This is a genomic window from Devosia sp. (genome assembly GCF_028290435.1).
Taxonomy (GTDB): Bacteria; Pseudomonadota; Alphaproteobacteria; order Rhizobiales; family Devosiaceae; genus Devosia.
Window position 1 is genome coordinate 25067 of record NZ_JAQGJV010000004.1, and the last position, 12007, is coordinate 37073.

Consider the following 12007-nt stretch of genomic DNA (forward strand, 5'->3'; position numbering starts at 1 on the left):
GATGCAGTCCCCTCCCCCTTGAGGGGAGGGCTAGGGTGGGGGGAGGCCTCAACAGGAGTGGAGCTGCCGCAAGGCCTCCACTCCATCCTGCAAACCCCCACCCCCAACCCCTCAAGGGGGAGGGGAGCCGCCGCTCCATATGCATTCAAAACTCCCGTACCGGCGGCGCCGGAGGACCGGACGCCGCCGTGCCGGGAGGGCCTCGGTATTACTGGTAGACTTCGACCGCGTCTGCGCCGAACTCGTCGACCAGGGCGTCGTGATATTCCTTGACCACGTCATCCACGGAGCCGCCGTCGAGGATATCGGCGGTTGCCTGCTGGATCAGAGCCGAAACGGTCTGATAGCCGGGGACAGTGTCGCGACCAGTGGTGGTGGCGGCAAGAGCCGTTGCCTTGGCCAGATAGGCGTCAGCGGTATATTCCGGGGATTCCGAAATATCGGTACGCACACCCATGCGGTGGTTGGCGATGGTCCAGGCTTCGAAGTTGGCTTTGTCGAAGATGGCTTCCACCAGCTTGAACGCGGTATCCTTGTCGGCGGCCTTTTCGTTCACGCCCACAGCCCAGCCACCCGAAATATTGGTGGTGGCATTGGTGCCCGGATCGCCCGAGCCCGGCCATGGGGTCCAGCCGACCAGCGCATCGCGCTCTTCGCGGCTCGGCACATTGGCGCCGGTGCAATCCCACAGGCATGCATCTTCCCACGAGCCGGACGCCAAAATGCCGATGGTGTTATTGGCCATGGCTTCACGCACCGAAGCGCCGATATCGGTGGCATAGTTCAGGTCCGGCGCGGTCAGCTGCTTGCCGACATAGACATCGTGATAAAGCTGCAGCGTCTTGCGGATGCCTGGGCTGTCGCCGATCCACTTGCCGCTGGTACGGTCGCGCAAGCGATTGCGATCGCCTTCGGGAACATCGGCGCCGAGCAGCGCCATATAGAAGCCCTGCATCGTGGTCGCTTCGCCCTGCTTGGTGCCGGCGGGAAGCTGGAACGCGTATTCGACGCCGGCGTCCTTGAGCTTCTGGGCCGCATCGAGCACGTCAGCCCAGCTCTTGGGCTCCCATGGCATGGCAATGCCGGCCTTGGTGAAGTTGGCCTTGTTGTACCACAGCATGCGCACGTCGGTGTCGGTCGGCAGGGAATAGACCTTGCCATCATAGGAGCCGACTTCGATCAGGCCCTTGAGGTAATACTGATACTGGTCCCACTTCCCAGCCAACTCGTCCAGCGGGTGCAGATAACCGGCCGAAGCCAGTTCGCTCACCATGAAGCTGTCCATCAGCACCACGTCGGCGGCGGTGCCGGCCGACAGGTCCAGCGCCACGCGCTGGTCATAGCCCTGGTCGGGCAGCTTGATGGCGTTGACCGTTTCGCCGGTCGCTTTTTCGAAATTGGCGACACCTGGTTCCACCAGGCCCGAGAGCCACGTGGCATACATAAAGGTGATTTCGGCATGCGCTGGGATAACCGACGCTGCAGCCATGGCCACAGCGGCGACCGTCGCCATTAGATTCCGTTTGAGCATGAACTCCTCCTCAGGTGCTCGCACCGCGACAATGCGCGGCTCTTGCGCCGAACCCTCCTCCGGCGCCGGCAGAGGTAATCATGTTAATTGCAACGTTGCAATGGTGACGAGCAAAAAGAGTCGAGCAGCTTTTGTCTTCTGCATTTATTGCTTTTGATATGAACAGGTTAGGGCCTATTCGTCCTGTGAATATCACCCTTTGAAGGGCGTACCTCATTCTGCATCGTTGCAAAATCTTCGCTGTTTTGAATCCTGGTGACAGGGTGTAAAAGACCGCTGGAGACAATCGGACAGACAATGGCTGGCGGCAAAGACAAAGGCAGCGGAAACGGCGCGGGGGCGATTGGCCAGCGCGCCACGCTGCGCACGATTTCCGAACTGACGGGGCTCAGCCAATCGACGGTGTCGCTGTCACTGCGCGGCGGCACCGCGCTCAAGGAGGAGACGCGCCGCAAGGTGGCCGAGGCCGCCAAGGCCGTCGGTTATGTGCCCGATCGGGCCGGTGTGCGCCTGCGGACCGGCAAGACCAATGTCATCGCCCTGGTGCTGGATGGCGGCGACGATTCCATCGATTTTGCCCGTCAGATGATCCAGGGCATCGGCCAGGCCATTCGGGGCTCGCGCTACCACCTGACAGTGATCCCGGAATTCGTGCGTACCCAATCGGTCGAAACCGTGCGCTACATCCTGGATAACCGCACCGCCGACGGCGTCATCATCACCCATACGGGGCCGCGCGACCGGCGTGTGCAATTGCTGATGGACGCCAACTTCCCCTTCGTCAGCCATGGCCGCACCGAGTTCTTCACCCAGCACGCCTATCACGACTTCCATTCCGAAGCCTTTGCCACCGTGGCGGCCGAGCGGCTGGCCTCCAAGGGCTGCAAGCACCTGCTGATGCTGGTGGGCGACGACAGCACCACCAATCACCACAATATCGTCACCGCCTTCCACCACGCCACCGCCCGGCTGGGCATTGTCGGCACCATCATGGACAGCGCGGCCCTGCGTGGCGGGCCCGACGAAATCCGCCAGCTTGGCCTCGATATCGCCCGCCGGGCCGACCGGCCGGATGGCATCATCTGCGATAGCGAAATGCGCACCCTAGCCCTGATCGGCGGCCTGCAGGATGGCGGCCTGAAGCTCGGGCAGGGCGTCGAGCTGATCTATAAGCAGACCTCGGACATCCTGCCGACGCTGTTCCCCAGGCTCGACAGCATCGTCGAGGACGTGTTCACCGCCGGCGGGGAACTCACCCGCCTGCTGCTGCGCCGCATCAATGGCGAGGCCCCCGAAACGCTGCAAACCCTGTTCGAGCCATCGCCGCGCTGGCGCAGCTAGGCCGTCACCCTTCGTGCTTCATCCGGTCCTGCCGTGCGCCTTCAGCCTCGGAGGGCTGTGCGGACTGGAAGCTGCCGATCGGTATGGCGCCGGCAGGATGATAGACGCTGACGATGACGCCGGTTTTGGAAACCCCGCTTTCCACCAGCTTGAGGGCTCCGGGTCTTGTGCCCGTCCCGAACAGGCGCTTGCCCGAACCCAGCACGACCGGCAGCGTCAACAGCCGGAATTCGTCGATAAGATTGTGCTCCAGCAAGGTTTGCAACAACACGCTACTGCCCTGGATCAGCAGATTTGGCCCGTCGCCCTGTTTGAGCTTGGCAATTTCGCCCGGAACATCGCCGGTGACGCGGACGGAATTGACCCAGTTCAGCGGTTCGGACGCCGATGAGGTGACGACATATTTGGTCACCCCGTTGAACAGCACCGAGATGGGGTCGTCCTCCAGATAGGGCCAGTGCGCCGCGAAAATCTCGTAGGTCTTGCGGCCGAGCAACAGGTCGAATGCGTCCCCGAACATGCCACCCATGAACTGCTCCATGGTCTCGTCCCAGAACGTGACGGTCCAGCCGCCCTGGGTGAAGCCCCCGGTTGGGTCCTCCGTCGGGCCGCCCGGACCCTGCATCACGCCATCCAGACTGACGAAGGCAGCAGCGATAATTTTCCTCATCATGGATCTCCGTTCCCTTAAGCACCAAGGACGGCCCGAAGCGCGCCGATCCGACATCAGGGAGCAAAAGGACGCTTACTCGGCAGGCCTTGGATGCTCGGGGTCCTTGGGTATGCCTCCCGTCCGCCTGATCCGCTCTTTTACGCTCAGGCCGGTCTTGCGCACCCTATGCTCGGTCTTGGCCCAATAGAACGGCCGGTCCAGCAGTTCATGCAGGGCGCGCAGCGTGGCGATGGCCAGCAGCAGCCAATAGAACGGCAGCAGCAATTGCAGGACCATCAACCGATAGCGTCGCTGCCGGTGCAAGCCGATCAGGGTCAGCGCCAGGGTGGTGGAATAGCCAAAGCACAGCAGGCCGAGATGCAGCGCTGCCCAGGACCAGCCGAAGCCGCCGAACAGGAACTGGTTCATCACCGTCTGCACCAACAGCGTCGGCAACAGCGCCGTATGCAGCAGCGGCGATACGATCATCGATAGCACGGTGACCTTGAAGGCAAACATGGAGCGCCAGCCCATCTCGCGCCGCAGCGTAATCGGATAACGGTTGTGCACGATAAAGGTCTGCATCCAGCCCTTCATCCAGCGCGTGCGCTGGCCCAGCCAGCTTCGCCACTGCGTCGGGGCTTCCTCCAGCGTGTGCGAGGCGAGCATCGCGGTGCGATAGCCGCTGCGGGCCAGCCGCATGCCCAGGTCGGCGTCCTCGGTCACGTTGAACGCGTCCCAGCCGCCGATGGCGCGCAGCGCGGCGATGCGGAAGTGGTTGGACGTTCCACCCAGCGGCATCGGCAATTGCCATTCCGCCAGGGCCGGCAACAGCGCGCCGAACAGTCCCGCATATTCTCCAGCGAACAGGCCCGCCAACCAGTGCTCGTCGGCATTGTCGATGAGCAGTTCGGCCTGCAGGCATTGCACATCCGGCTGGTCGCGAAACGCTGCTGCGGCCTGCCAGAGCTGGTCGGGGTGCGGCCGGTCCTCGGCGTCGAACACCACCACAAAGTCGCCCCGGCACGCCGGCAGTGCAAAACCCAGTGCCTTGGGCTTGGTGCGCGGCGCCGCGTCGGGCACGCAGATTAGCGAAAAACTTCCATCGTCCGGCAGGCGGCCCACCGCATCGATCGTGGCGCGCGAGCGGTCCTCCACCACGAATTTGATGTCGAGTTTTTCGGGCGGATAATCCAGCGCCCGCAGCGCGGCGTATAATTGCGGCACCATATGCGCCTCGTCGCGCAGCGGCACCAGCACCGAGTAGACCGGTAGTTCCGCATCGTCGGGCCGCTCCGGCGGCGGTGGCGGCGCGCCCTCAACCAGCCCGCGCCAGCTTGCCGCCAGCCGCAACACGGCGGGCAGGCCCAGCAGCACCACGCTCAACGGCAACAGCCAGCTCAGCCCGAGGAACGGCACTATGATGATGATCCCAACCAGCAGCGTCAGCGCCACCACAAAGACGATCCGCACCGGCCGGGTCAGTTCCAGCTGTGCGGTGGCAAACGGCCAGCGCCGCGCCAGCCCTTGCCGCGCATTGTCGACCAGCGCTTCCGAGCTGGCCTGCACCATATAACCGCGGATCGCCGCCTCGGGCACGAAGCATACCCGGCTATGCAATTGCGGCCGTTCGCGCAGCCGGGTTCGCAGCGCCAGGATTTCAAAGAAACCGGGGGAAGAGAAGAATACGTCGCGATCGATCAGCCGCAGCGGCACGGCGCGCGCCCGCGCCAGTTCTGCCAGGGGATAGTGTTCGGCATGACCTGACAGGCCGCGAGGAATCACATCGAAAAAGGCGAAGCCGGCCCAGTGCGCCGCCCGCCGCATTACCGTGATCTGACCAAGATTGAGCGTATTGGCGCAATAGCTGAGCGGGTCGACCTCACGCTCCAGCGCGCGTTCCAGTACCTGCTCGGCGGTCAAACCCTGGGAATCGCCCGTGCCCATTACCGCCGCGATGAGGTCCAGTGCATCGGACATGGCTCAACCGGCCCGACACGAGGTCAATTGAGTATCGCGGGCAATAGCCCAGTACCCATCGGCCATGCGCACTGTTCGCGCGCGATGCGACGTCCCCAAAAAGATCAACTGGCGCTGCCCCGCCTGTTTTACTCTACGGGCATACTGTCATAAATGTACAATTGCGCAAGTGCTTGTAACTAAGCAAAAAACCGCCGCCCGATGGGGCAGCGGTGCTGACTGTTTTGATGATTTAGGCTTAGTGCTTGGCGTCGAATTGATGCGGATTGAAGTGGTACGCCGTCGAGCAGAATTCGCACACCACCTCGATCTGGCCATCGACCGCCATTTCCTCGCGGTCCTCGGGGGTGAAGCTGGTGGCCAGCATGTCCTCGATCCGGTCGGCCGAGCAGGTGCAGCGCTCCACCAGCGTCGTGGGGGTGAACACCCGCACACCCGTCTCATGATACAGCCGGAACAGCATCCGCTCCGGCGACAGGTCGGGGTCGGCCAGTTCGATATCTTCCAGCGTCATCAGCAGCGTCTTGGCTTCGTTCCACACATCGGGCTCGACGAAGTCGGGATCGGACATGTCCGGATTGTCGAAGTCGCCATTGCCCGGCAGGTCGGCCATCATCGATTGCCCATGCTCGGGCAGATGCTGGATCAGCACGCCGCCGGCGCGCCAATGGGGACGGTGATCGCCCTTCTGCATGAATTCGGCAACCGCCAGCCGCACCTTGGTGGGGATCTGCTCGGATTGCATGAAATAGGTGTGTGCGACCTCTTCAAGGGATTCCTCCTCGAGCGCCACGATGCCCTGATAGCGCTCCATATCGGCGCCCTGGTCGATAGTCATGGCGAGGTGGCCATGGCCGAGCAGCTCGCCCGGCTTGGTCCTGCCCTCCTCGGACGCCTTGAGCAGCGCCTCATGATCGTAGCGCGCATAGCCGCGGATCCCGTCCGGCGCGTCGAAATCGACCACCAGCAGGTTCACCGGCCCATCCGTATGGGTCTGCATGATGAAGCGGCCATCGAATTTCAGCGACGAGCCGATCAGCGACGCCAACACCACCGCCTCGCCCAGCAGCCGCGCCACCGGAGCCGGATAGTTATGGCGGCTCAGAATGGTATCGAGCGCCTCGCCCAGCCGCACCGAGCGGCCGCGGGTATCGAGCTTGTCGAGCGTGAACGGCACGACCGCGTCATCGCCGGTTTCCGGGCGATCGAGGCCGAGGGAACTCATCAGTGTGTCAGGCATAGCGGTCGCGTCCGTCGTCATTTGTATTGGTTTCTTTCGGCAGGCCTGGCCTTCCGAAGTCGATCAAACCACAACGTCATTCCCGCGCAAGCGGGAACCCACTCTGCTTCTGCTGGGGATACCCAGAAGAATGGGTTCCCGCTTGCGCGGGAATGACGCTGTGACAGAACAAAGCACGGCAATAGGCCGTTAGTTTGTTCTAGTTTGTTTCAACCCCAAACGCCCAGCACAGGATGGCTTTTTGTGCATGGAGGCGGTTTTCGGCCTCGTCCCACACCACCGATTGAGGACCGTCGATCACCTCGTCGGTCACCTCGTCACCGCGATGCGCGGGCAGGTCGTGCATGAACAAGGCGTTCTTGTCCGCCAAGGCCATCAAATTGGTGTTGACCTGGTAGGGTTTCAAGACCCGCCGGCGCTCGGCAATATCCACGTCACCCATCGACACCCAGGTGTCGGTGATGACGAGATCGGCGCCCTCGACCGCTTCGCGCGGGTCCTCGATGAGCGTCACATACTTGCCCGCCCGGCGAATGTCCTGCATCAGGTCTTTTTCCGGGCTGTACTCGTCCGGAACCGCAATGGTCAGGTGGCATTCGAACACCTCGGCCGCGTTGACCCAGGAATGCAGCACATTGTTGCTATCGCCAACCCAGGCCACCTTGGCGCCCTTGATATTGCCGCGGTGCTCCTCAAACGTCATCAGGTCCGCCATGATCTGGCAGGGATGCGCGCGACGCGTCAGGCCGTTGATGACCGGCACGGTCGCGGCTTCCGCCAGATCGAGCAGATCGGCATGGCTGAGAATGCGGATCATGATCGCATCGACATAGCGGCTGAGCACCTTGGCGGTGTCCGAGAGGGTCTCTTCGCGGCTGAGCTGCATTTCCTGGCCGGACAGCATGATGGTCTCGCCACCCAACTGGCGCATGCCCACATCGAAGCTGACGCGGGTGCGAGTGGACTGGCGCTCGAAGATCATGGCCAGGACCTTGTCCTGCAGCAGCTTGGGCCGGTCGCCATCCTTCAGGCGGGCCTTGAGCGAGCCGGCAGCGGTGAGCATGCCGCGCAATTCATTATAGTCGAAATCGTCGATCGAAAGAAAATGTCTGGGTGTGCCGGTCGATGTCATGGGCCGGGTTCCTTTGTGACGCATAGAAAAGCGGGCGGCGCCCCTGTGGGCACCGCAATGAATGCTGCCTCCACCTCAGGGTGGAGGAAACAAACCGCGTCGTCGCCGTCCGAAATATTGAGGTGCGTCCTGCATTAGTCGACTGCCGGCACCGAAGCCGTTTCCGTCTCGATCGCGGTGAAGGCCGCGGCAATCTTGTCGATAGCCTCTTCGATATCGGCCTCGGAGACGATCAGGGGCGGCAGCAGGCGCAGCACATTGTCGCCGGCGCCGATGGCTAGCAATTTGTGATCATCGCGCAGCCGGGCGACGAAATCGCGCACCGGCGGGGTGATCTTGATACCGGCCAACAGGCCCTTGCCGCGGTGCTCCACGACAAAATCGGGAAACCGCTGCGCGAGCTGCTGCAGATGCCAGGCCAGCTTCTGGCCCATCTGGTTGACCTGATCGAGAAAGCCGGGCGCCAGGATACGGTCAAGCACCGCATTGCCGACCGCTGTCGCCAGCGGATTGCCCCCATAGGTTGAGCCATGCGTGCCGGGCACCATGGAGGCCGCCACATCGCCCTTGGCGAGGCACGCCCCCAGCGGGAAGCCGCCACCGATGGCCTTGGCCACGGCAACGATATCGGGCGTGATGCCGCTCCACTCGAAAGCAAAGAAGCGCCCGGTCCGGCCATAGCCGCACTGGACCTCGTCAAGCACCAGCAGCATGCCATGCTTGTCGCACAGTGCGCGCAAGCCCTGCATGAATTCATTGGTCATGGCGGTGACGCCGCCTTCGCCCTGCACGGTTTCGATCAGGATGGCGCAGGTCTGCGGCGTAATCGCCGCCTCGACCGCGGCTAGATCGCCCGGAGCCACATGCTTGAAGCCCGGCATGGCCGGGCCGAAGCCTTCCAGATAACTCGGATTGCCGCCCGCCGCGATCGTGCCCATGGTGCGGCCATGGAAGCTGCCGGTGAAGGCGATGATCTCGAAGCGCTCGGGCTCGCCCTTGGCAAAGAAATAGTGCCGCGCCGTCTTGATGGCGCATTCCAGCGCCTCGGCGCCCGAATTGGTGAAGAACACTGAATCGGCAAACGTGGCATCAACCAGCCGCTGGGCCAGCCGTTCCTGCTCGGGAATGGTGAACACGTTGGACGTGTGCCAGACCTTGTCGGCCGCCGCCTTCAGCGCCGCGATCAGATGCGCGTCGCCATGGCCGAGCGCATTGACGGCAATGCCGGAATGGAAATCCAGATAAGCCAAGCCGTTCTGGTCAAAAAGGCGCATGCCTTCGCCGCGCTCAAACGAGAGTTCGGACCGAGCATAGGTGCCAAAAAGCGCAGACATGGACATTGACCTTCGTTAGGTGTGACAGACAAGGCACAGGGCGGTGACGGAATTATCACTGGCCCCGAAAAAACCAAAAACGCGCTCCAGTTATGCAGCGCGTTCCGGCCCTGACATAGAGCATTTTTGCTTTGAAAGTCAATGTTTGCGCGCCAAGTGACTGAATTGACTCAGCCTTTCTTTACGCGATGTTAACCAGTCGTTTTTCCGGGGAAAATGGGCTTGGACTCTTGATCCCGATTCCACCGATAGCGTAGTATAGAACGCGTTGGGGACACGATATCTCGTGTGGCGGACCCACCTAACATACGACGTATAGCGATATTTGGCGACCAGGCCATTCTGGGAGCGCAATGAAGGATTCTGCTTTGACGATGGTTTCAGGAGCGCAGCCCATGGGCTGGACCGACGAGCGCGTCGAGACGTTGAAGAAGCTTTGGATGGAGGGCCTGAGCGCCAGCCAGATCGCGGGCCAACTCGGCGAAGGGGTGACCCGCAACGCCGTCATCGGCAAGGTCCACCGGCTTAAACTTTCAGCCCGGGCCAAGCCCACCAATTCGGCGCCGCGCGCCCGTCCGGCAGCGCGCCCTGCGCCGCGCCGGGTGGCCAGCCCTGCCTCGACCATCGGCAATGCGATGGCGGGGATGAACAAGGCCCGCGCCAGCATGAGCAGCCGCCCGCAGACCATGGGCGCCACCGCCCTGGCCTCGAACCCCGAAATCGAAGCCCAGCTTTATGTGGCGCCGGCGAGCCAGGAAATCTTCATTCCCGAAGACAAGCGCCTGAGCCTGCTGCAGCTGACCGAGGACACCTGCAAGTGGCCGATCGGCGACCCGCTTAACAAGGACTTCTACTTCTGCGGCGGCCACGCCCAGGACACGAGCCCCTACTGCGAATTCCATGCCCGCAAGGCCTACCATCAGGTCGACCGCAAGCGGCGCTGAAATCTCCCGTTCCCTCCCGAAAACTGGGGCGCCAATGGCGCCCCTTTTGTTTGTGCAAGAGACTCCCATGCGAGCGTCCCTCCGACAAAAGGCCATGGCCGTCTGCGATGCCAAGATCGCCCAGAAGGGGCAGGGCGTCGGGCTGTCCTTCTACGCCTTCTTCGCCAACAAAAATGACGACCCGGACCTTTTGATGGAGGCCGCCACCTGGTGGATTGAAACCCACCGCCTCGACCATTTCGAGAAAGCCACCAAAATCAGGGCTATGCTTGAAGCGTTGGCCTGAGGTGGCGACTACGCTTTGGGGCCTGCCCCATAGCGCAACCCATCCACCAGGAGCGACACCATGCGGCGGGCCTGGGTCAGATCGCCGTTCGGCGCGGAGCGGCTGAGGCCGCCGACAGCTTCCAGCAGATCGTCCGGATCGATATCGCCGCGGATTTCGCCCGCCCCGGCAGCGGCGTCCAGCAGGCTCCGTAGGGCAGGGCGAAGCCGCTCGCAGAAATAGGCCGGCAATGGATCAAAAGCCGGGTTGCCGGAGTGCAGCGCCGCCGCCAGCCCGCGTTTGGCATTGAGAAAATCCACATAGCGCTGCATCCACAGGCCGAGGGCCTCGCTGGGGCTATGCACGGCGGCCAAGGCCGGCGCCGCATCGGCGCAGGCATCGATCTCGTTGCGGAACACCGCCACCACCAGGTCCACACGCTGCGGAAAATGCCGATACAGCGTGCCGACGCCAACCCCGGCCTTATCAGCGATTTCGCGCACCGGCGCCTCGACACCAGAGCAGCTGAACACAGCCATCGCCGCTCTGAGTAAGGCATCGAGGTTGCGCTGCGCATCGGCGCGCGGAGCCCGGGTTTTTGCCGCCGGCTGTCCTGTGTCGTCTCCTGATGCAGGCACGTCTGCGCTCACGGCGAAAATTTCCTCTTGCCAAAACGGAACAACGTTCCGTATATAGACGGAATGCTGTTCCGTTTAGATCGATATAGCCCATCGCGGCGCCATTGACCACACAGCAGCGCAAAAAGGATACCATCATGACTGATACACGCATTGCCCTCGTCACCGGGGCCAATCAGGGCGTCGGCTTGCAGCTCGCCAAGGAACTCGTCGCCAATGGCGTCACCATTCTGCTCGGCTCGCGCAACGCGCAAAAGGGTGAGGCCGCGGCCAAATCCATCGGGGCAGGGGCCATTGCCATGCAGATCGACGTCACCGACGCCGCCTCGATCGCGGCCGCCGCCGACCGCGTGCGAACCGAGTTCGGCCGCCTCGACCTGCTGGTTAACAATGCCGGCATTTCCAACAACCGCACAGGCCCGGTGACCATGGCGGAATTCACCAGGACCAGCGCTGCCAGCATCGTCTCCATCGACGAGGTCCGCGCCATCTGGGACACCAATGTGTTTGGTGTACTCGCCGTCTACCAGGCCATGCTGCCGCTGCTGCGCCTAGGCACGGATGCCCGCATCGTCAACGTCTCGAGCGGTGTCGGCTCGCTCGCCGCCAATGCCGATCCGGCCTTCCCCTATCGCAATATTTACACGCCCGGTTATGCCGCCTCCAAGACAGCCCTCAACGGCATCACATTGGCCATGATGATCGAGCTTGAAGGCAGCGGCATCAAGGTGAACCTGGTCTCGCCCGGCTTCACCAGCACCGCGCTGAACAATTTTGAGGGCACTGACACGCTCGAGGACGGCTCCCGCGAAGTGGTGCGCGTTGCCCTGTTCGGTCCCGACGCCCCGAGCGGAACCTTCACCATGTGGGACAACACGACCATCCCCTGGTGATCGTGGGCCAATGGGCTATCGGCTCGGCCGGACATGCGGGGGATGGCTTTGGCCATC

Annotated in this window: 11 protein-coding genes; 4 read left to right on the forward strand and 7 right to left on the reverse strand. The window is 62.7% G+C overall.

Features of this window, described 5'->3' with window-relative positions; all coding sequences use genetic code 11:
* Positions 1 to 208: 208 nt before the first annotated feature.
* Positions 209 to 1531, reverse strand: a complete 1323-nt coding sequence (locus JWP26_RS00775; RefSeq protein ID WP_299721999.1) for an extracellular solute-binding protein — start codon at positions 1529 to 1531, stop codon at positions 209 to 211.
* A 297-nt stretch (positions 1532 to 1828) separates the two neighbouring features.
* Between JWP26_RS00775 and JWP26_RS00780 the strand changes: the two genes are divergently transcribed.
* Positions 1829 to 2872 carry a LacI family transcriptional regulator gene (locus JWP26_RS00780; RefSeq protein ID WP_299722002.1) on the forward strand — a complete coding sequence of 348 codons (1044 nt, stop codon included), beginning with the start codon at positions 1829 to 1831 and terminating at the stop codon, positions 2870 to 2872.
* 4 nt (positions 2873 to 2876) lie between these two features.
* Here JWP26_RS00780 and JWP26_RS00785 read toward each other — a convergent pair whose 3' ends face one another.
* From JWP26_RS00785 to JWP26_RS00805, 5 genes are all read right to left on the reverse strand, one after another.
* The gene (locus tag JWP26_RS00785; RefSeq protein ID WP_299722005.1) at positions 2877 to 3542 is read right to left on the reverse strand and encodes a dihydrofolate reductase family protein; all 666 of its coding nucleotides are present in this window, start codon (positions 3540 to 3542) and stop codon (positions 2877 to 2879) included.
* Between the two features lie 75 nt (positions 3543 to 3617).
* The gene (locus JWP26_RS00790; protein WP_299722008.1) at positions 3618 to 5504 is read right to left on the reverse strand and encodes a glycosyltransferase; all 1887 of its coding nucleotides are present in this window, start codon (positions 5502 to 5504) and stop codon (positions 3618 to 3620) included.
* Positions 5505 to 5742: 238 nt separating this feature from the next.
* A complete protein-coding gene (locus JWP26_RS00795; RefSeq protein WP_299722011.1) occupies positions 5743 to 6744 on the reverse strand; it encodes an Hsp33 family molecular chaperone in 1002 nt (333 codons plus the stop codon).
* A 199-nt stretch (positions 6745 to 6943) separates the two neighbouring features.
* Complete coding sequence (gene argF, locus JWP26_RS00800; RefSeq protein ID WP_299722014.1) at positions 6944 to 7876, reverse strand: ornithine carbamoyltransferase; 933 nt, start codon at positions 7874 to 7876, stop codon at positions 6944 to 6946.
* Between the two features lie 134 nt (positions 7877 to 8010).
* Positions 8011 to 9216, reverse strand: coding sequence for an aspartate aminotransferase family protein (locus tag JWP26_RS00805; protein ID WP_299722017.1), 1206 nt, complete (start codon positions 9214 to 9216; stop codon positions 8011 to 8013).
* 389 nt (positions 9217 to 9605) lie between these two features.
* Here JWP26_RS00805 and JWP26_RS00810 point away from each other — a divergent pair, with 389 nt between their 5' ends.
* Both JWP26_RS00810 and JWP26_RS00815 read left to right on the forward strand, forming a co-directional pair.
* A complete protein-coding gene (locus tag JWP26_RS00810) occupies positions 9606 to 10154 on the forward strand; it encodes a GcrA family cell cycle regulator (RefSeq protein ID WP_299722020.1) in 549 nt (182 codons plus the stop codon).
* A 67-nt stretch (positions 10155 to 10221) separates the two neighbouring features.
* Positions 10222 to 10440, forward strand: coding sequence for a DUF6500 family protein (locus tag JWP26_RS00815; protein WP_299722023.1), 219 nt, complete (start codon positions 10222 to 10224; stop codon positions 10438 to 10440).
* 8 nt (positions 10441 to 10448) lie between these two features.
* Here JWP26_RS00815 and JWP26_RS00820 read toward each other — a convergent pair whose 3' ends face one another.
* Complete coding sequence (locus JWP26_RS00820; protein ID WP_299722071.1) at positions 10449 to 11057, reverse strand: TetR/AcrR family transcriptional regulator; 609 nt, start codon at positions 11055 to 11057, stop codon at positions 10449 to 10451.
* Between the two features lie 137 nt (positions 11058 to 11194).
* Between JWP26_RS00820 and JWP26_RS00825 the strand changes: the two genes are divergently transcribed.
* Complete coding sequence (locus JWP26_RS00825; protein WP_299722026.1) at positions 11195 to 11950, forward strand: SDR family NAD(P)-dependent oxidoreductase; 756 nt, start codon at positions 11195 to 11197, stop codon at positions 11948 to 11950.
* The last annotated feature ends 57 nt before the right edge of the window (positions 11951 to 12007 follow it).